Here is an 18,917-nt window from a genome sequence, read left to right on the forward strand (position 1 = left end):
GCGGAGGATGCGCCATGGAATGTTCGATAGCGCGCGATGCAAGCTCACTTCAAGCATTTCCGAGCATATTCGATGCGAGGAGTATGGTGGACGGACAGCTCGTGGTCCAGAGGTCGAAGGAGTTCCGACGCATGTCCAAACGCGAGAGGTGGAACGCGCTGCTGGAACTGCTGGCCACCGACGGCAGGCTGGAGGTGGAGGAGACCGCCGCCGCGCTGGAGGTCTCGTCCGCGACGATCCGCCGCGACCTCGACGAGCTGGCGGAGCAGCAGATGCTGGTCAGGACGCGGGGCGGCGCGCTCGCGCACGGCGTCTCGTACGAGCTGCCGCTGCGCTACAAGTCGACCCGGAACGCCTCCGAGAAGCAGCGCATCGCCGCCGCCGCCGTCGAACTCGTCGGCGACGGGGACGTCGTGGGGTTCAACGGGGGGACGACCACCACCGAGGTGGCCCGCGCGCTCGCCCTGCGGGCGGGCGGGGGGCGCCGTGACCCCTCCGACGCCACGGACGCCACCGCGCCCGTCTTCACCGTCGTGACCAACGCCCTCAACATCGCCGGCGAACTGGCGGTGCGGCCCCAGGTCAAGCTGGTGGTCACGGGCGGCGTCGCCCGCCCCCAGACGTACGAGCTGGTGGGTCCGCTGACGGCGGGCGTGCTCAACGAGGTCGTCCTCGACGTCGCCGTCCTCGGTGTCGACGGGCTCGACCCCCGGCTCGGCGTGATGACCCGCCAGGAGGACGAGGCGAGCATCAGCAGGCTCTTCGCCGAGCGCGCCCAGCGGGTCGTCGTGGTCGCCGACTCCTCCAAGATGGGCAAGCGGGCCTTCGCCCGGATCTGCGGCCTCGACGCCGTCGACGTGGTCGTCACCGACACGGCCGCCCCGGCGGACGCGATCGCGCGGCTGGAGGACGTCGGCATCAAGGTGATCACGGTCTGAGACCCGAGCGGCGCCCCTCCGGAGGCCGTACGGCACTGCCCCGGAGGTCGAACGGGACCGCCCCGGACGCGGCATGGCGTCGCCCGGGACTTCGGGCGGCGCGGCCCGGGGTGCGGCGCGGTGTCGCCCGGGGGGTCGGGTGGCGCCGCTCCGGCCGTCGGGTGGCGTCGCCCGGGACGTCGAGTGGTGCCGCCCCGGACGTGGCGCGGGACCGCCCCGGACGCCGTGGGGCGTCCGGGGCGGCTGTCCGCCGGCCGGGGTGGTGGCCGGCGGCCGACCCGGGGTCAGGGGGCGACGGCCATGTCGAAGACGTGGACGTTGCCGTTGGCCGGCAGGACCACGAACTCCACGCGCTTGCCGGGGTCGAGCGGTACGGAGTGGGCGAAGACGCGGTACGCGATGCCCGCGTTGCCGTATCCGCTCGGCCGGTTGCGCCCGTCGCTGGACGCCACGAGGGTCGCCCCGTGCGCGTTCGCCGGGTCGAACGACCAGTTCGGGAAGCCGATCGCGCCCGAGCTGCTCGTCCCGTCCGTGTAGTGCACGGTCACGGTGCCCGACGCCCCGCTGGTGACGCCCGAACCCAGCAGGACGAGCTTTCCGCCCGTGCCGTCGAGCGTGACGGCCTGTCCGGCGGCGGAGACGTTGTTCCTGGTGCCGCTCGGCACGTTCGGCCAGCGCAGCGTGGCGCCCAGGGCGGTGACCGGCTCTCCGGGGCGCAGCCCGACGGCGGCCAGCTTCTGCGCGGAGAAACTGTTGCCCTCGCCGTCGTAGTCGCCGGGCCCGGTGGCGCTCTCGTCGGTCACGCCCACGTTGTTGTAGGCGGCGGCCAGGTTCGCCAGGGGGGTGCCGCTGCGCTGCGTCCTCGTGGCGGTGGCCGTGCCCGCCCCGTCGCCGCCCCTGTACGTCGCGGTCGCGGTGAACGCGCGGACGGTGAACCCGGCGCGCCGCTCGGGCACCTGGATCCGGAAGACGGCCTCGGCGGAGGCCCCGGCCGCCAGGGAGCCCTCCACCTGCACGGTGGAGGGCTGTACGGCCCAGCCGACCGGGCCGGCGAAGGACACCTTCAGCGTGCGCATGCGCTCCGGTCCGGCGTTCCTGACGGTCACCTTCACCGTCGAGATCGCCGGACCGTCCAGGTCGACGGCGGAGATCGCCACCTGGGTCGCGGCGGCGGCCGGCGGTGCCTCCGCCGCGACCGGGGCGGCGGAGGCACCGCCGGCGCCCGCCCTGGGGGCGGTCGCGGTCGCGGTCGACGCCGGGACGAGGGTGAGCGCGCCCGCCACGGCCATCGCTCCGAGCGATCCGATCAGTCCTGCTGGTCTCACGTGCTGCTCCTTCGGAGGAGGGGCGGAGGCTGCGGTCAGGCGACGGGGGGCATCTCGGTGGTGCGCGAGTCGAGGCCCGTGCGGAGGTTGACCCAGGCGCCCCGGGTGAAGTCGGGCACCTGCACCGGACGGCCCTTGGCTGCCAGGGACATGACACTCAGGGGTACGGGGGCGCACCAGGCGGCCGAGTCGTAGACGTCGATGTCGGGCACCAGGCCCGCGCGCATCAGCTGGACGGTCCGCCACTGGAGCACGTAGTCCATGCCGCCGTGGCCGCCGTTGTTCGCGGCGTCGTCACCGATCTTCTTCCAGAGCCAGTGGTCGAACTCCTTGCGGTAGGAGCCGAAGTCCCGCCACGCGTGCCCGCTGTGGTCCGGCTCCACGTAGACGCGCCCGCCGCCGGCCGACACCACGCCCGCGTAGTCCTCGAAGATGCCCCGGGTGCCGGCGAGGGTGTTGATCCGGCTGTAGGGACGGGGCGAGCTCACGTCGTGCTCGGCGCGGATGATCCGGCCCTTGGCCGTCTCGATCAGACAGGTGACCAGGTCGCCGTTGACGTACGTCTCGTTCCACGAGGGGTGGTTCCTCGGGACGAACCGCTCCCGGTAGTCGGCCAGGCCCTTCGGCTCGGTCGCGGTCGCGGTCAGCGTGGCCATCCGGTCGCCCCGGTTGACGTCCATGGCCGCGGCGATCGGCGCGAGGCCGTGCATGGCGTAGAAGGAGGCGGTGCTGCGGGTGTGCCACCGGCGGCGCCAGGCGTCGGTGTAGTACGTGTCGGAGAACAGCAGCGCGCGCAGGTCGTGCAGGTAGCCGCCGTGCCCGTTGGTGACCTCGCCGAACAGGCCCTCGTGCGCCATCTTGAGCATGGCCAGCTCGTTCCGTCCGTAGCTGCAGTTCTCCGCGAGCATCAGGTGCCTGCGGGTGCGCTCGGAGGTGTCGACGAGGTCCCACAGCTCGTCGAGCTCGGTGGCGATGGGCAGCTCGACGATGACGTGCTTGCCCGCCAGCAGCGCGGCCTTGCCCTGCTCGTAGTGGAACTCCCAGGGAGTGGCGATGTAGACGAGGTCGATGTCGTCCCGCCGCAGCATCTCGGTGTAGGAGTCGGCGGAGCCGCCGTACTCGGCGGGGCGGGGCTTCCCGGCGGCGGCGAGCCCGTCGGCGCCGCGCCTGGCCCGGTCGGCGCGGATGTCGCAGACGGCGGTGACGGTGCAGCCCGGGACGACGGACCAGCCCGTGGTCATGCCCGAGCCGCGGTTGCCCAGCCCGATCACGCCGACGCGCACCGTGCGGTGGGCGGCGTAGGGCACGTCGATCATGGACGTCTGTCCTGGCCGCCGTCCGGGCGCGGGCGCCGCGACCGCCGCACCCGCCGCGGACGGGGTCGCGGCCGAGGCGACCGGTGAGGCTCCCGCCCCGGCGGCGAGGGCCCCGGTCGTCGCCAGGGCACCTCCCAGGATCAAGCGGCGTGAGACTGCTCGGATCTCCGGCATGTCTGGCATCTCTGGCATGTTCGTCATCGCTCCTCGACAGGTACGGGCAGCGGGTGCGGCAACGACTCTGACGGGGCGGTCACAGGCATGTCAATAGATGTTCATTCAGTGCCTGTTGGAAGCATTATCGCGCAATCACGCGACGGAATCGCGCATGCCGGTTCCCGTCCGGGGGAAGTAGGGGGGAGGACGGGACCGGAGCGCGCGCCTCACGGATACGGGGTCGGATCCGGGGGCTTGGCGAGAGGGGCGGGAGAAGCGGGAGACGTACGAGGCGGGGGCGAGGGCGCGAGGGGGTGACGCGCGATCCGCGGCGGCAGGAGGGCGGGCGGGTGGCGGCGGGCGGTGCGTCGTCGGAGCGTCAGGGACGCGGCCCGCGCGGCGACTCCGTGCCGGGGCGTCGGAACGCCGGGGCGCCAAGGCATCGAGGCGTCGTGCCGCCGGGGCGTCGGAAGCCCGGCAGGGCCGGGCGGGGTGGGACCACGTCCCGGGTCGGACCGTGCCGCGGCGCGGTCTCGCGCTGCGGCGGAGCGGGCCGACCCGACCCCCGTCACCCCGCGCCGGCGGCCTGCCGGGCTGATGGCGGTGACGCTACGCGGGCCCTCGCCGCCCCGGCGTCAACCCGCCGGTGGACACGGGGTAAACCCTCGCGGTAGGCCCGGCGAGGACCGGGGCCGCGTGGCGGGGGAGACCTCCGCGTCCACCTTCCGCGGTACCGCGCGGGGTTGACGCCGCCCCGGCGGACCGCCGCTAGGCTGCGCCGATGCAGCGTCCGCGAGTGCCGATACTCAGATCCTCCCTGGTCCTGGACACCGGCATTGCGTCGGCCGTCCTGGCCTGCGCGCTGCTGCTGGGCCGCCAGGACTCCGGCGAGGGCTATCCGCCGCTGGGCGCGTCCGGTCTCCTGCTGACGCTCGCCGTCCACCTGCTGCTGTGCTGGCGGCGCCGGTACCCGGACGAGGTCGCGGCCGGCATCCTCGCCCTCTGGACGGTCTACATCGCGCTCGGCCACTGGCCCGTGGTGAACAGCCTGGCCGCCCAGCTCGCCCTCTACACCGTGGCCTCCACCCGGCCGCTGCGCACCGCCGTCGCCGTCGGCGCGGCGCTCGGCGGCATCTGGCTGTACGCGGGCATCGCCGCCCCCGAGGGCTCGGTGGCCGCCGCCGCGGCGCTGGGGATCGTCGTCCCGACGGTGCTGGTGCGGTTCGGCCACTCCGCGCGGGAGTCCGAGCGCCGTGGGGTGCGGCTGGCCGAACTCGCCGAACAGCTCCAGCGGGAGCGGGACGCCGAGGCGCTCCGTGCGGTGGCCGAGGAGCAGGCGCGGATCGCCCGCGAGCTCCACGACGTGATCGCCCATCACATCTCGGTCATCTCCGTGCAGTCCGGGCTCGCCGACTACGTCTTCGACACCGACCCCGGTACCGCGCGCAAGGCCCTCGGCACCATCGCCGACACGTCGAGCGAGGCGCTGGAGGAGATGCGGCGCATGCTGACCCTGCTCCGCGCCGGGGACGACGCGCCCGAGTCGTACGCCCCGATGCCCACGCTGGGCGGCCTCGCCGACATGGCGACCCGGATGCACGCCGGCGGGGTCCCCGTCGAGCTGATCGTGGAGGGCAGGCCCCGGGCGCTTCCGCCGGGGGTGGAGCTGTGCGCGTACCGGGTGGTGCAGGAGGCCCTCACCAACGTGCTGAAGCACGCGCGGCCGGCCGCCGCCGTGGTCCGGGTGCGGTACGAACCGCGGCGTCTCCTGGTCAGCGTCACGGACGACGGACCGGGAAGGGATCCGGCCAGAGTCGGCTCCAGAACCGGCCATGGCTTGATCGGCATGCATGAACGCGCGAAGCTCTACGGCGGTGCCGTGACGACCGGCCCGGGCCCCGAAGGGGGCTTTCGCGTACGGCTGACGCTGCCGGCCTCCTCCCTCGCGGGAGGACAGGCACCGGCCGGCGGCCGAGAGGAGAGAGGCCGGCCATGACGATCCGGGTGCTCGTGGTGGACGACCAGTACCTGATCCGCGCCGGCATCGTCGGACTGCTGCGGGCGGCCGACGGCATGACCGTCGTCGGTGAGGCCGGGGACGGCGTGGAGGCCGTCGCCGAGGCCGCCCGCCTCCGGCCGGACGTGATCCTGATGGACATCCGGATGCCGCGGATGAACGGCATCGAGGCGGCCCGCAGGATCCTCGGCGGACGCGCCGGCGGAGACGGCGGAGACGACAGGCACGACGGGTACGGGGGAGACGGCGGCGCCGACGGGGGCGACAGGGAGATCGGGGCGGCCGGGGCGGTCGGGGGCGAGGAGGCCGGCGCCGGCCCGCCGCCGCGGATCCTCATGCTCACCACCTTCGACCTCGACGAATACGTCTACACCGCCCTGCGCGCGGGGGCCAGCGGCTTCCTCCTCAAGGACACGGGCCCCAAGCGGCTGCTCGCCGCGGTGGCGGCGGTCGCGGGCGGCGACGCCCTCTTCGCGCCGAGCGTGACGCGCCGCCTGGTGGAGGCCTTCACCCGGGCGCCCGCGACCGCCGCCACCGCCGCCCCGCGGCCGGAGATCGAGCAACTCACCGCCCGCGAGACGGAGGTGCTGCGTCTGACCGGAACCGGACGGTCCAACGCGGAGATCGCGGAACGGCTCTTCATCTCCGAGGCCACGGTCAAGACGCACCTCAACCGCACCATGGCCAAACTCGACCTGAGCAGCAGGGCCCAGGCCGTGGTGCTGGCCTACGAGTCGGGCCTCGTGGCGCCGGGCCGGGGCGCCTGCCTCCCGTGAGGCTCCGCCTCCGAGCCGCGCGTCCCGCCCGGGGACGCACCTGACGGAGTCCGGCCGCGCGGAGGCCCCCCGGGCTCCGCGCGCGGGCCGGCCCGGGCCGGCCCGGGCCGGTGCGCGACCGGCGTCGCCGGCCCGGTGCCCGGGGCGGGGAACGGCGGGGAACGGGCGCTCGGGAGCCGAACTGCTGTGGTGCCGTGCGTGTGTTGCTGGTGGAAGACGACGAGCCGGTCGCGGAGTCGCTGCGGCGCGGACTGCTGCGCTACGGGTTCGAGGTGGAGTGGGTCACCACGGGGGCCGCGGGGCTCGCCGTCGCCACGCCCTACGACCTGGTCCTCCTCGACCTCGGCCTCCCCGACACCGACGGGCTCGACGTCTGCCGGGCGCTGCGGCGGCGCGGCGACGTGCCGATCATCGTGATCAGCGCCCGCAGCGACGAGACCGACCGCGTCGTCGGCCTGGAGGTCGGCGCCGACGACTACGTGTCGAAGCCGTTCGGGGTGCGCGAGGTCATCGCCCGGATCCGGGGGGAGGCCGTCGGCAGCAGGACGGCGTCCTCGGCGTACAGCTCCGTGACCCGCTCCGGGTCGCCGGAACGCAGCGCCGCGTTCCACCGGTCGAACAGCGCCGCGATCTCCCGCTCGCCGGCCCGGGCCCGCCCGTCGCCCTCCCCGCCGGCCCGCGCGACGCCGACGCCGGCGGCGACGCTCCCGAGGGTCGCCACGGCGAGACCACCGGCGAGAACGGCACGGGTGCGGGACATGCGCTTCATCAGGACTCCTGCGTCGAGGGGACGTCCGCGGACGCGGCGGCGTCCGGGTGCCGCCACTCTCGCCGCACCCCGTACAGCCCCCGTACAACGGAGGGCCGGCGACCGGCCAAGTCTCGCGGGACCCCGGCCGCCGGAGGGGACGGGAGCGGAGGAGGCACCTTCCGGCGCGTCCGGACGGCCCGCCCGGCGGGGTACGGGGTGGCGTGCGCGGCGGGGGTACGGGGTGGTGCCGGGGGTGGGGGGCGACCTGTCGGGGCGGCGTGCGGGGAGCCGTCGCGTTCACTCCGCGGACAGGGGCGGGAGCAGTCGCCGCACAGTGCTATCGTCCACCCCATGCAGCACACCGCCACCCTCGCCATGATGCGAATGATGCCCCCGCCCCCGGAGGCGCTTCGCTAGCGAAGCCGTGTGCGCGCAGGACGCGACGGACCCTCCGGAGACGGAGGGTCCGTTTTTTGTTGTCCCGGACCGGCCGACGAACCCGCCGAACTCCGCCGATACCCGCCGATCCCGCCGCACCCCTCCGGACCCCGGTACCCCGGCGAACCGCCGCACCCCCGAAACAGCCGTTCCCCTCCGGCGTCCCCTCGCCGGCCCACCACTCGACAGAAGGGCGGAGCACCCGCCATGACCACCCTGCCTCCGGTCGTCTCCCTCACCGACTGCGCCGACCCCAACGCGCTGGCCCGGCAGTCCACCCGGATCGCCACCCTCTTCGGCTCCACGCCGACCGTCCTCCCGCTGACGGGACCGGACCCGGAGGGCGCCGCCGCCCTCACCCTGCTCGACCTGCTGCGCTCCACGGACCTGATCGGCGGGCCGACCCTTCCGGTGACGGTCCTCGTCAACATCGCTCCCAGGGACGGACACTGGCCCAACGGCGTGCCCTTCTGCTTCTTCCGGTACGGGGAACACCTGGTCATCAGCACCCTGAACCGGCGCGTGCTCGCCCCGCTGGCCACCTATCTGGGACTGACGGAGGTGCAGGTCACCGATGTGCGAGAGGTGCTGGAGACCGCCGCCGGAGACTGGGCGGAGCTGTCGGCGGCCGAGGTCGAGGAGATGGTGCGCACCCAGTTCCGGAGCCTCTGGTACGTGCCCCTGCTCGCCCGCTGGCTGGCGGACGGCCGCCCGGTGCCCGCGCGGCCGGCACCGGTGCACCCGGAGGCCGCGGCGGACGAGGTGAGGGTCGCCGTCGTGGACAACTTCGGCAACTGCAAGCTGGACCGGCCGGCCGCCGAACTTCCCGGCCGCGAAGGGGCGAAGAGTCTGTTCGTCCGCAACCGGCTCGACGGGCGCGACGTCGAGGTGCGCTGTTACGACCGGCTCCCCGACGTCCCCCTCGGCGAACCCGGAATCACCGTCGGAAGTTCCGGCATCGGATTCGCCGAACTGGTCGTGCGGGGTGGTTCGGCGGCCGAGGTATTCGGTCTGAACCAGGGCGACCGGGTGTTTCATCTCACCAGCTGACATGTTATCAATGCGTTACCCGGGCTGCGGACTTCGGGATGGACGCCGGTCTCCGCGAACCGGAATACTGAAAAGTATGTCCGGAACCCTCCCGCTGGTACGCCGCCGCCACGTGGACCACGTGCGCTGTGCCGCCGACCTGTGTCGCTGAGCGCATACCACCAGCCTCTCCTCTCCTCCTGCACTTCTCCCGGACTTCTCCGAAGGACCTCCGATGTCCCGTACCCGCATTTCCCTGGCGATTTCCGCCGCCCTCGCCTTCGCGCTGGCCGCCGTCGGCTGCGCGCCCCAGCCGCAGAGCGACCCGGCGGCGGGCTCCCGGAAGGCCCTCGACTGCACGAGCGAGAGCTCCAGCCTGCACCAGCGCGGCCGGCTGACCGTCGCGACCGATTCCCCCGCCTACGAACCGTGGTTCTCCGACAACAAGCCCTCCAACGGAAAGGGATTCGAAAGCGCGGTGGCCTACGCGGTGGCCGGGAAGCTGGGCTTCGAGCGCGACCAGGTGGAATGGGTCATCGAACCTTTCGCCCATTCCTACGCGCCCGGAGCGAAGTCCTTCGACTTCGACATCAACCAGATCTCCATCACCCCGCAGCGCGCGAAAGCGGTCGATTTCTCGACCAGTTACTACACGGCCAACCAGGCCATTCTGACCCTGGAAGGATCCGCATTCGCGAAGGCCACCTCCCTCGGCGCCTTCAAGGACGCCAGGATCGGCGTGCAGGTGGCCACCACCAGCTACCAGGCCGTCCTGGAGCAGATCGCGCCCACGCGCCTGCCCCACGTCTTCAGCACCACCAAGGACGAGGTCACCGCGCTGAGGAACGGTCAGATCGACGCGATCGTCACCGACCTGCCCACCGTCTTCTACCTGGCCGGCGCGGAGCTCGACAACGGCGAGATCGTCGGCCAGTTCGGCTACGCGGGCGGCACCCCGGAGGAGTTCGGGCTGCTCCTGCCGAAGAACAGCGGATACACCCCGTGCGTGAACCGGGCGCTCGCCGCCCTCAAGGCCGACGGCACGCTCGCCCGGCTCACGCGGCAGTGGCTCTCCGCCTCGGCGAACGTTCCCGAGCTGAAGCGCTGACGGGCCGCTCGTGGACATCAGCAAGACGACCCCGCAGCCCGACCCGACCGCGCAGCCCGGCCCGGCCGCGGAGTCCGGCCCGGCCGCGGAGTCCGGCCCGGCCGTGCCCGCAGCCCCGATCCCGCCGGCCCGCCCGGCCGCGTCGCCGGACGGCGCCGACCTCCCCTACCGGCCCAGCGACCACGAGCGGGCGCGGCAGCGGTACCGCCGCGCCCGCAAGCGCCGCCACACCTGGGTCTCCACCCTCTGCACCCTCGCCGCCCTGCTGGCCCTGGGGGCGGCCGCGGTCGCCTCGCCGGGCTGGGAGCGGGTCGACAGCCTGTTCTTCGACGGCGCCGAACTGCGCGCCGCCTTCCCCGAACTCCTCCGGGGATTCTGGCTCAACGTCCAGATGTTCCTCGTCGCCGAGGTGCTCATCCTCGTCCTGGGGCTGCTGATCGCCCTGGTGCGCGTGACCCGGGCCCCCGGCCTCCAGCCGCTGCGGCTCGCCGCCACCGTCTACGTCGACGTCTTCCGCGGCGTGCCGACGCTGCTGCTGGTCTTCCTGGTCGGTTTCGGACTGCCGGCCCTGCAGTTGCAGGGGACGCCCTCCGAGCCGTGGGTCCTCGGCGTGATCGCCCTGGTCCTCTCCTACACCGCCTACGTCGCCGAGGTGTTCCGGGCGGGCCTGAACTCGATCCACCCCGCGCAGCGCAACGCGGCCCGGGCCCTGGGCCTCGGCGAGCGGCAGACCCTGCGGTTCGTGGTCCTGCCGCAGGCGGTCCGCAACGTACTCCCGCCGCTGCTCAACGACTTCATCGCCCTCCAGAAGGACACGGCGCTCGTCGCCGTCCTCGGCCCGCTGGAGGCCCTGCGCGCCGCGCAGATCAAGGCGGACTACGACTTCAACTACACCCCCTACCTGGGAGCGGCCCTCTTGTTCATCGCGGTCACCATCCCCCTGACCCGCTTCGCCGACCGGCTCCAGCGCCGCACCGACCGGCGCACCTGGGCGGAGGCGGCCCGATGAGCCGGCCGCTGCTGCGGATCCGCGGCCTGCGCAAGGGGTACGGCTCCCGGCTCGTCCTGCGCTCGATCGACCTGGACGTCGCCGAGCACGAGGTCGTCTGCCTCATCGGCGGTTCGGGCTCGGGCAAGTCGACCCTGCTGCGGTGCGTGGACCTGCTCGACGTCGTCGACGACGGCACCGTCCACCTCGGCGACAGCGAACTGACCGACCCCCGCCTCGACCCCGACGTGGCCCGCCGGCGGATCGGCATCGTCTTCCAGGCGTACAACCTCTTCCCGCACCTCAGCGTGATCGACAACATCACGCTCGCCCCCCGCCGGGTCCACGGCGTCCCGCGCGGGAAGGCCGAGGCCACGGCCCACGAGCTGCTGGCCCGCCTCGGACTCGCCGACAAGGCCCACGAACACCCCGACCGGCTCTCCGGCGGCCAGCAGCAGCGGGCCGCGATCGCCCGCGCCCTGGCCACCGAGCCGGAGCTGCTGCTCTTCGACGAGATCACCTCCGCGCTCGACCCCGAGCTCGTCGGCGAGGTCCTGGACGTCGTCGCCGACCTGAAACAGCGCGGCCTCACCCTCCTGATGGCCACCCACGAGATGGACTTCGCCCGCCGCGTCGCGGACCGGGTCTGCTTCCTGGAGAACGGCGTGATCGTGGAGCAGGGCCCCGCGGAACAGGTCCTCACCGCCCCGCGCGAACAGGCCACCCGCCGCTTCCTCGCCCGCGCACTCGACCGGGCCTGAGTTCCCGGTCCGGCCGATCAGGCCGCTCGTGAGCCGGAGGCGAGCGCCGGGCCGGGGTCCGTGGTCGTGGACACCGCTGGTCCCGAAGGCCGTGGACGCCGCCGGTCTCGAACACCGGGCCCGGAGCGGGGCGCTGGGGCCCGGGTGCCGTCTCGGGCGCCGCCCGGGGTGCCGCCCCGCGGCGACGGCAGGCCCTGGGCCGCCGCCCAGGCGCGCAGCGCGGACTCGGCCGTTCGGCGGGACCGGGGGCCGGGGGCGAGGCGGAGCTGCTGGAGGTGGCGGAGCGCGGCTCCCACCGCGCGGCCCGGGGCCGTCCCGAGCAGGGCCATGATCTCCTCGCCGTCGAGGGGCACCGGAACCCCGGGCAGCCGTCGGGAGCGGGTCCGTTCGGCCGCCGCGCTTTCCTCCGCCGCGCAGGCGGCCCGTTCGCCCGCGTCCCACGCGTCGTGCCGGCCGCGCCGGACGCGTCCAGCGCGGCCCGGCGCCAGTGCTCCTCGTTCCGCCCCCGGCCGAGGCCCGCTTCCGCGAACAGGCCGCGGCGGTCCGGCGCGCCGGGGCCGGACGGGGCGACGCCGAGCCGGGCGAGCGTCGCGTCGATCGGCCGCTCCTCCCGTGGTCCGCCGAACTCCGAGGCGCGCACCGGCCCCCACTCCCGCGCACCGCCTCGCCACACGGCGGCGGTCCGCTCCCCGTCGCCGCCCGGAAGTCCGCCTCCACAGGGGCCACAGGCCCGCCCGAGAGAGGTCCCGCAGCAGGTCCGGAAGGCCGTCGCGGAGCCCGGCGGAGAGGGGCGGCGGCCCCAGCCGCTGCCCGAGGGGCGCGACCACGGCCTCCGGCGTCCCTCCGGCCCAGCCCGCAAACGGTCGAACTCACCCACGACGGCGTCAAGTCGGTACGCCATCCGGGCGCCGTACTCCATGGTCGACACGCGACCGTACCGATCGGAAGGCGGTGGCATTCGGTCATCATCGATGCACGGAAGGTGAACCGAGGAAGGCCGGACCGCAAGGGAAAGCCCGAGTTTCCGGGCCGCGCCCCTCCGGCGGCGGACCCGTCCCGGCGTGTCCGAGGGGCGGCTCCGGCGCGCCGAACAGCCGGAACGACCGTTCGGTTGCCGGGTGTCGGGTCGCGTGTCCGTAAAGAGGCCACCGAAGTGCGCGGCGACTTTCGTTTGCGACAGTATCTGCGGCGTCCAACCCCCAAGACGCAAAAATATTTTGCGTTGAACCTTCTCTTCGAAAGAGAGTCACGTCGTGCGTCATCGCATCGCTGCCGTCGCCGCCTCCACCCTCCTCGTCCTCGCCGGCTCCGCCGGCGTCGCACAGGCCGGGCCGGACAGCCTGTACGCCCCGTCGGCCCTCGTCCTCACCGTCGCCCAGGGCGACGAGCAGGCCGCCGTGGTCCGGGCGTCCACCCTCAGCTGCGCGCCGACCGCCCAGGGCACCCACCCCGACCCCGAGGCCGCCTGCGCGGCGCTCGCCGCGGCCTCCGGCTCCCTCGACGGCCTGCTGGCCGCTCCCGCGCCGGACCGCGCCTGCCCCCTGCACTACGACCCGGTCACCGTCTCCGCCGACGGCGTGTGGCAGGGGCAGCGCGTCTCCTGGAAGCACACGTTCTCCAACTCCTGCGCCATGTCCACCACGCTGAACGGCAACGGCGTCTTCGCGTTCTGACGTCCGCCGACCCGGACGGGCGCGCCACGCTCCCGCGCGGGGCGCCCGCCGCTCCCGGAAGTCCCGGCACCTCGTAGGGCCACGGTGAGCCGCCCGGACGCGACGGCGACCTCTCCTCCTGTCACGGGCGCGACGCCCCCGGCCGATCCGGACGCGCCCTCACCCGCGACCCCGCCCACGGCCCGGTCGACCCCCGGGTGGCCGACCCCGCCCCGCCCCTGGGCACGGTGGAGCCGCTGGACCGTCCGCACCGACGAGACCCTGCCGGCGCACAGCCACCGGTTCCACCCGCACACCACCCCGATGCTCCTCGCCCACCGGGACGGGCGCCGCCTCGCCCCCGGTCCGGCACGACACCCTCGGCCTCCCCGGCGGCGCCCCGGTCGACCCGGTCGCCTTCCTCGTCGCGTACGAGGACTGCGCCGGCCGCACCCTCGCCCACTGCCACCGGCTCCAGCACGAGGGCCTCGGCACGACGCGGCCCGTCGACTACGTCGGACCGTGGGCCTCCGCGGCGCGGACCGCCGGCGACGCCTGACCGTGGTCCTCCGCCCGGCCCCGAGACACCCCGGCGAGCAGGGCGGGCGGTTCGCGCATGTCGTGGAAGACGGCGGTGAGGGCGGCGAGGGCCTCGGGCAGGCCGTCCACCGGGTCGAGGCCGAGGTCCACCGCCTCCCGGTGGCGCCGGACGAGCGGGCTCCACCAGAGACCGGCGGTCCGCTCGGTGAGCTGCCCGAGGATCGCCTCCTTCGACCGCCCGATGAAACGCTCCACCACCTCGTCGGCGGTGAGCGGCCGGCCGAGCTCCGCTCCGAGCGCGATCTGGAGGCGCACGGCGAGGTGTTCGGTGTCGACGAGGACGCCGTCGCAGTCGAAGATCACGAGCTCCACCGGTCCCGTCGTGCCCCCGGGGCGGGCGGCGAAGCGGGGGGCGGTCACGGCCGCTCCCCGGTCAGCGGGGAGAGCGGGCGCTCGAAGAAGGTCTCCAGGACCACCGTCGCCTGGGTGCCGCTCACCCCGTCGATGGCGTAGATGCGGCGCAGCACGTCCTGGAGCTGCTCGGTGGTCGCGGTCCTGACCTTCACCAGCACCGAGGCGCTGCCGGCGATGACGTGCGCCTCCAGGACCTCGGGGAGCGCGGCGAAGGCGGGTGCCGAATCGCCCATCCAGGACGTCGAGTCGACCATGACGTACGCCAGGACGGCGCTGCCCACGGCGGCCGGGTCGACGTCGACGCCGGTGCGCCGGATGACGCCGCGCTCCCGCAGCTTCCGCACCCGCTCGTGGGCGGCGCCGGCGGACAGGCCGACGGCCTGACCGAGCGCGGCGTAGGGCTGGGTGGCGTCCTGCTGCAGCTGCGCCAGCAGCGCGCGATCGATGTGATCCACAACTCTCCATTCGGAATCGACTGGCGAAGTCAGTATCCCATCTTGCAACATGCGCGGCAGACCGATTCACATTCGGTACGGGCTGGGTTTTTGAGGAGGGGTCACCATGAGCGGCGGGCGTCCGGAGCTGTACGAGATGCTGGACGAGCGGTTCCGCACCGGCAGGTGCATGAACGGGGACGACGGGCTCGAGGTCCTCCACACCGGCTGCCGTTGGGCCGAGGGCCCGGTCTACGTGCCGGCCTGGCGGCAGGTGGTCTGGAGCGACATCCCGAACGACCGGATGCTGCGCTGGGACGAGGAGACCGGCGCGGTCGCGGTCTTCCGCCGCTCCGCCGGGCACACCAACGGCAACACCCTGGACCGCGAGGGGCGGCTGGTCACCTGTGAGCAGGGCAACCGCCGGGTGACCCGGACCGAGCACGACGGCACCCTCACGGTGCTGGCCGACCGCTGGCGGGGAAAGCGCCTGAACAGCCCGAACGACGCGACCGTGAAGTCCGACGGCTCCGTCTGGTTCTCCGACCCCGACTTCGGCATCACCAGCGACTACGAGGGGTACCGCGCCGAGAGCGAGATCGGCGCGAACAACGTCTACCGGATCGACCCGGCCACGGGCGAGGTCCGGCGGGTCGCCGACGGCTTCGGTGCCCCGAACGGGCTGGTCTTCTCGCCCGACGAGCGGCGGCTCTTCGTCTCCGACACCCGCGCGGGCCTCATCCGCGTCTTCGACGTGCGCGACGACGGCACCCTCTCCGAGGGGACGGTCTTCGCCGAGGCCGCACCCCGCGAGAAGGCCCGCTTCGACAACCTCCGCTTCGACGACGGCGGCCGGCTCTGGGTCGCCGCGATGGACGACGGAGTGCACTGCTACGACCCCGACGGCACCCTGATCGGGCGCCTCGCCGTCCCCGAGGCGGTCTCCAACATCTCCTGGGGCGGCGCCAAACGGAACCGTCTCTTCATCACCGCGGAGACCAGCCTGTACTCCGTGGTCATGGGCGTCACCGGCACCCACCCCACCGGACCGGGACGCCGGCCCTGGCTGGACCCGGCCGCCCGCTGACCTTGCGGGGGAGAGGCGAGAAGTAGAGAGGAGAGGGAGGGGAGAAGGGGAGAGGGCGGAGGGGGAGCGCCCCGCCCGGGACGTTCGGTACACCCGCCGGGTACCGCCCCCGAGGACCCGCCCGGCCGTGTCCAATGCGCGCCCGCCGGGATGCCCCTCGCTACGCTCGGTGTCCGGCGGCCCGTGACCGGCGCGAGCCCGCGGAAGGCCGAGGCATGGAGTCGCGAGAGAAGCTTCTGGCGGAACTGGTCGTCCGCTCCCGCTCGGTACCGGGAGCGGGCCTGGCCGGGCTCGTGGACGAGGTCGGCCGGCGCATGGGCCTGACGGAGGTCCGGATGTACGTGACCGACCTCCAGCAGGCGCGACTGCTCGCGCTGCCCACCTCCCGGGCCGGGGAGGAGGCGCTCGACATCGACGACTCGCCGGCCGGCCTGGCCTACCGGCTGGAGCGCACGCAGCACACGCGGGACGGCGGCACGGTCTGGGTGCCGATGATCGACGGAGTCGAACGCCTCGGTGTCCTGAAGGCCACGGCCCCCGTCGTCGACGAGGAACTGGCCGGATGGTGCGAGGCCCTGGCCGGACTGGTCGCGCTGCTGCTCGTCTCCAAGTCGTCCCACAACGACCCCCTGGTCGAGGCCGAACGCCGCCGGGCGATGACGGTGCAGGCCGAACTGGTGTGGGCGTTCCTCCCGCCGCGGACCATCGGCAGCGCGCACGCGACCTCGTCCGCGGTGCTGGAGCCCGCGTACGACATCGGAGGCGACGCCTTCGACCACAGCTTCGGGGACGGCGCCCTGCACCTGACGCTCCTGGACTCGATGGGGCACGACCTCGCCTCCGGCGGGGCGAGCGCGGCCGGCCTCGCCGCCTGCCGCGCCACCCGCCGCTCGGGCGGCGGCCTCGCGGACATCGTCCCGGCGATCGACCGGATCCTGGAGGAGTGGTTCACCGACCGGCTCATGACCGCGGTCATCGCCCGTCTGGACACCGGTGACGGAACGCTGACCTGGATCAACTGCGCCCATCCGCCGCCGCTGCTGATCCGCGGCGGCCGGGTCCTGCCGCGCATGCTCGAACGCGAGCCGGACCTGCCCCTCGGCTGGGGGTTCCACACCCGGGTCCCGCCCGCCGTGCACACGGTGCGACTGCGGCCGGGCGACCGCGTCCTCCTCTACAGCGACGGGGTCACCGAGGCGCGGTCCACCCGGGGCGACCTGTTCGGCGAGGTGCGCCTCACCGACACGGTGATCCGGGCGATCGGCGCCGGCGATCCCGCGCCCGAGGCGCTCCGGCGCCTCGTGCGGGACCTCCTGCACCACCAGGACCACCGGCTGCGCGACGACGCCACCATCGTGCTGGCCGAATGGCACCCCGACCGTTACGGGGCGGGGGAGTAGGGCGCCGGGCCGACGCTCGTGTCCCGTGTCCGTCGGCCCGGTGAGCCGCCGGGCCGTCAGGCGCGCGGTTCGGCCTTCGCCGCGACCGCGTGCGGCAGTTCCGCCATGACCGCGCGCAGGCGGCGCGTCAGGTCCTCGGGGGTGTGGCCGGAGGGCTGCGCCACCCAGGCGTCCAGGGCCTGCCGGAACGCGGAGACCAGCATGTCGAGCGCCAGGCGGGCGCGCAGGCGGCCGGGGCCGTCGAGGGCGAGGCGGTGGTCGAGCACGACCAGCGCGGCGCGGATGGTGCGGTCGCAGAAGGCGAGGCCGTGGGCGTCCATCGACGGGGTGCGGGCGGCGAGCCGGCGGCTGGCCAGGACGCGCCCGGTCCATCCGCCGGCCGGCATCCGGCCGATCGCCCCGGCGAGGCAGTCCTCGAAGAGCCCGAGCAGCGGCCGCCCTTCCGGCTGTGCTCCAGGCCTCCCTCCCGGCTGCCCTCCGGCAGGGCGGGGGGCGGGACCCGCGGCCGGGCCGGTCTCCAGGAGGTCGAGGAAGGCCGCCCAGAGGTCCTGGGTGGGGGCCATCGCCACGTCCTCCTTGCTCGCGAAGTAGCGGAAGAAGGTCCGCTTCGACACCTCCGCCGCCTCGCAGAGCCCGTCGAGGGTCACGCCGTCGAAGCCGTGGGCGCCGAAGAGTTCGAGCGCGGTGGCGACCAGCGTCTGCCGCGTGCGCAGTTTCTTGCGCTCGCGCAGCGGGAGCGCCGGGGGGATCTCGGCCGTCATCGGGCCCACTGTATCGGAGCGGCGAACGCCCCCTATAGGCTTGTGCCACTCAGTGGCACATTGACGGTACGTCCGATGGAGGACCCCCATGCGCGCGCTTCTCGTCGACCCCGCCGCCCCCGGCGGCCTGCGTCTCGGCACCGCCCCCGACCCCCGCCCCGCACCCCACCAGGCACTCGTCAGGGTCACCGCGACCTCCCTCAACGCGGGGGAGGTCGCCTTCGGGCTGGAGTCCGCCCCCGCGGGCGCGGTCCTCGGCTGGGACGCCGCGGGCGTGGTGGAGCGGCCCGCCGCCGACGGCACGGGACCGGCCGCCGGAACCCCCGTGGTGACCCTGAGGGGCGACGGGGCCTGGGCCGAACTGCGGGCGGTCGACACCGCGCTGATCGGGACGGCACCCGCCGGAGCCGACCCCGCGGCGCTCGCGACCGTCCCCGTCGCCGGCGCCACGGCCCTGCGCGCGCTCCACCGGATCGGCCCGCTGCTCGGCAGGGACGTCCTCGTCACCGGGGCGACCGGCGGCGTCGGCCGCTACGCCGTCCAGCTGGCCCGCGCCGCCGGGGCCCGCGTCGTGGCCTGCACGGGCGATCCCGCCGCCCACGGCGACCTGCTGGGCCGCCTGGGCGCGCACGAGGTCGTCGGCGCCCCGGAGGAGGTCCGCCGTCCCGTGGACGGAGTGGTCGAACTGGTCGGCGGGGCACGGCTCGTCGAGGCGTACGGGACCCTCGTCCAGGGCGGCACCCTCGTCGCCGTCGGGCACTCCGCGGGCAGCGGCGAGACCTTCCCCTTCGGGGCGCTCTTCGGCGACGAGGGGCGGCATGACAGGACCCTGGTGACGTTCTTCCTGCTCGGCTGCGCGGGACTCGGCCGCGATCTGGGCTGGCTCGCCCACCGCGTCGCGGACGGGACGCTGGACCCCGGCATCGCCTGGCGGGGCGACTGGAGCGCCGCCGCGGACGCGGTGGCCGCCCTGCGCGCGGGGCACCTCCACGGCAAGGCGGTGCTGACCTTCTCCTGACCCGGGCG

General features: G+C 74.2%; 17 protein-coding genes and 1 pseudogene. 12 read left to right on the forward strand and 6 right to left on the reverse strand.

Annotated elements, in window-relative coordinates; genetic code table 11:
• Positions 1–131: 131 nt before the first annotated feature.
• Entirely contained in the window at positions 132–938 is an 807-nt protein-coding gene (locus tag IE287_RS17215; RefSeq protein WP_189849932.1) for a DeoR/GlpR family DNA-binding transcription regulator, read from the forward strand.
• A 284-nt stretch (positions 939–1,222) separates the two neighbouring features.
• On the opposite strand, the gene IE287_RS17220 is transcribed toward IE287_RS17215, so the two are convergent.
• Positions 1,223–2,263, reverse strand: a complete 1,041-nt coding sequence (locus IE287_RS17220) for a beta-sandwich domain-containing protein (RefSeq protein ID WP_229883535.1) — start codon at positions 2,261–2,263, stop codon at positions 1,223–1,225.
• Between the two features lie 35 nt (positions 2,264–2,298).
• Complete coding sequence (locus IE287_RS17225; RefSeq protein WP_189850107.1) at positions 2,299–3,753, reverse strand: Gfo/Idh/MocA family protein; 1,455 nt, start codon at positions 3,751–3,753, stop codon at positions 2,299–2,301.
• A gap of 778 nt (positions 3,754–4,531) precedes the next feature.
• Here IE287_RS17225 and IE287_RS17230 point away from each other — a divergent pair.
• From IE287_RS17230 to IE287_RS17240, 3 genes and pseudogenes are all read left to right on the forward strand, one after another.
• Complete coding sequence (locus IE287_RS17230; protein ID WP_229883536.1) at positions 4,532–5,731, forward strand: sensor histidine kinase; 1,200 nt, start codon at positions 4,532–4,534, stop codon at positions 5,729–5,731.
• Entirely contained in the window at positions 5,728–6,528 is an 801-nt protein-coding gene (locus tag IE287_RS17235) for a response regulator (RefSeq protein WP_189849934.1), read from the forward strand. The genes IE287_RS17230 and IE287_RS17235 overlap by 4 nt, the downstream gene beginning before the upstream one ends.
• Before the next feature lie 194 nt (positions 6,529–6,722).
• Positions 6,723–7,055, forward strand: a pseudogene (locus tag IE287_RS17240) (response regulator transcription factor); the annotation flags it as partial.
• On the opposite strand, the gene IE287_RS17245 reads toward IE287_RS17240, so the two are convergent.
• The gene (locus IE287_RS17245) at positions 7,004–7,297 is read right to left on the reverse strand and encodes an SgcJ/EcaC family oxidoreductase (protein WP_189849935.1); all 294 of its coding nucleotides are present in this window, start codon (positions 7,295–7,297) and stop codon (positions 7,004–7,006) included. The pseudogene IE287_RS17240 and the gene IE287_RS17245 sit on opposite strands and share 52 nt — an antisense overlap.
• Positions 7,298–7,924: 627 nt before the next feature.
• On the opposite strand from IE287_RS17245, the gene IE287_RS17250 reads away from it, so the two are divergent.
• From IE287_RS17250 to IE287_RS17270, 5 genes are all read left to right on the forward strand, one after another.
• Positions 7,925–8,767 (forward strand): SAM hydroxide adenosyltransferase, encoded by an 843-nt coding sequence (locus IE287_RS17250; RefSeq protein ID WP_189849936.1) that lies wholly within the window; start codon positions 7,925–7,927, stop codon positions 8,765–8,767.
• Positions 8,768–8,981: 214 nt separating this feature from the next.
• Positions 8,982–9,854, forward strand: a complete 873-nt coding sequence (locus tag IE287_RS17255) for an ABC transporter substrate-binding protein (RefSeq protein ID WP_189849937.1) — start codon at positions 8,982–8,984, stop codon at positions 9,852–9,854.
• A gap of 118 nt (positions 9,855–9,972) precedes the next feature.
• Positions 9,973–10,863: an amino acid ABC transporter permease gene (locus tag IE287_RS17260; protein WP_189850108.1), complete on the forward strand. Its 891-nt coding sequence runs from the start codon at positions 9,973–9,975 to the stop codon at positions 10,861–10,863.
• Positions 10,860–11,603, forward strand: a complete 744-nt coding sequence (locus tag IE287_RS17265) for an amino acid ABC transporter ATP-binding protein (RefSeq protein WP_189849938.1) — start codon at positions 10,860–10,862, stop codon at positions 11,601–11,603. Before IE287_RS17260 ends, IE287_RS17265 begins: the two co-directional genes overlap by 4 nt.
• A gap of 1,253 nt (positions 11,604–12,856) precedes the next feature.
• Entirely contained in the window at positions 12,857–13,276 is a 420-nt protein-coding gene (locus tag IE287_RS17270) for a subtilase-type protease inhibitor (protein ID WP_189849939.1), read from the forward strand.
• 489 nt (positions 13,277–13,765) lie between these two features.
• On the opposite strand, the gene IE287_RS17275 is transcribed toward IE287_RS17270, so the two are convergent.
• Both IE287_RS17275 and IE287_RS17280 read right to left on the reverse strand, forming a co-directional pair.
• Positions 13,766–14,215, reverse strand: a complete 450-nt coding sequence (locus IE287_RS17275) for an HAD hydrolase-like protein (RefSeq protein WP_189849940.1) — start codon at positions 14,213–14,215, stop codon at positions 13,766–13,768.
• Entirely contained in the window at positions 14,212–14,664 is a 453-nt protein-coding gene (locus IE287_RS17280; protein WP_189849941.1) for an Lrp/AsnC family transcriptional regulator, read from the reverse strand. The genes IE287_RS17275 and IE287_RS17280 overlap by 4 nt, the downstream gene beginning before the upstream one ends.
• 106 nt (positions 14,665–14,770) lie before the next feature.
• Here IE287_RS17280 and IE287_RS17285 point away from each other — a divergent pair, with 106 nt between their 5' ends.
• Both IE287_RS17285 and IE287_RS17290 read left to right on the forward strand, forming a co-directional pair.
• Positions 14,771–15,730 (forward strand): SMP-30/gluconolactonase/LRE family protein, encoded by a 960-nt coding sequence (locus tag IE287_RS17285; RefSeq protein ID WP_189849942.1) that lies wholly within the window; start codon positions 14,771–14,773, stop codon positions 15,728–15,730.
• A gap of 215 nt (positions 15,731–15,945) precedes the next feature.
• Positions 15,946–17,130, forward strand: coding sequence for a PP2C family protein-serine/threonine phosphatase (locus tag IE287_RS17290; protein ID WP_189849943.1), 1,185 nt, complete (start codon positions 15,946–15,948; stop codon positions 17,128–17,130).
• 56 nt (positions 17,131–17,186) lie between these two features.
• On the opposite strand, the gene IE287_RS17295 is transcribed toward IE287_RS17290, so the two are convergent.
• A complete protein-coding gene (locus IE287_RS17295; protein ID WP_189849944.1) occupies positions 17,187–17,891 on the reverse strand; it encodes a TetR/AcrR family transcriptional regulator in 705 nt (234 codons plus the stop codon).
• A gap of 88 nt (positions 17,892–17,979) precedes the next feature.
• Here IE287_RS17295 and IE287_RS17300 point away from each other — a divergent pair, with 88 nt between their 5' ends.
• On the forward strand, positions 17,980–18,909 hold the full coding sequence (locus IE287_RS17300) for a zinc-binding dehydrogenase (RefSeq protein ID WP_189849945.1): 930 nt from the start codon (positions 17,980–17,982) through the stop codon (positions 18,907–18,909).
• The last annotated feature ends 8 nt before the right edge of the window (positions 18,910–18,917 follow it).

This window comes from Streptomyces omiyaensis (assembly GCF_014650895.1).
Taxonomy (GTDB): domain Bacteria; phylum Actinomycetota; class Actinomycetes; order Streptomycetales; family Streptomycetaceae; genus Streptomyces; species Streptomyces omiyaensis.

Bases quoted from the DNA above. Each gene is read 5' to 3' on its own strand.
- IE287_RS17235 (WP_189849934.1), top strand. From the start codon at position 5,728: ATGACGATCCGGGTGCTCGTGGTGGACGACCAGTACCTGATCCGCGCC.
- IE287_RS17255 (WP_189849937.1), top strand. From the start codon at position 8,982: ATGTCCCGTACCCGCATTTCCCTGGCGATTTCCGCCGCCCTCGCCTTC.
- IE287_RS17250 (WP_189849936.1), top strand. From the start codon at position 7,925: ATGACCACCCTGCCTCCGGTCGTCTCCCTCACCGACTGCGCCGACCCC.
- IE287_RS17225 (WP_189850107.1), bottom strand. From the start codon at position 3,753: ATGCCGGAGATCCGAGCAGTCTCACGCCGCTTGATCCTGGGAGGTGCC.
- IE287_RS17285 (WP_189849942.1), top strand. From the start codon at position 14,771: ATGAGCGGCGGGCGTCCGGAGCTGTACGAGATGCTGGACGAGCGGTTC.
- IE287_RS17245 (WP_189849935.1), bottom strand. From the start codon at position 7,297: ATGAAGCGCATGTCCCGCACCCGTGCCGTTCTCGCCGGTGGTCTCGCC.
- IE287_RS17300 (WP_189849945.1), top strand. From the start codon at position 17,980: ATGCGCGCGCTTCTCGTCGACCCCGCCGCCCCCGGCGGCCTGCGTCTC.
- IE287_RS17265 (WP_189849938.1), top strand. From the start codon at position 10,860: ATGAGCCGGCCGCTGCTGCGGATCCGCGGCCTGCGCAAGGGGTACGGC.
- IE287_RS17290 (WP_189849943.1), top strand. From the start codon at position 15,946: ATGGAGTCGCGAGAGAAGCTTCTGGCGGAACTGGTCGTCCGCTCCCGC.
- IE287_RS17295 (WP_189849944.1), bottom strand. From the start codon at position 17,891: ATGACGGCCGAGATCCCCCCGGCGCTCCCGCTGCGCGAGCGCAAGAAA.
- IE287_RS17215 (WP_189849932.1), top strand. From the start codon at position 132: ATGTCCAAACGCGAGAGGTGGAACGCGCTGCTGGAACTGCTGGCCACC.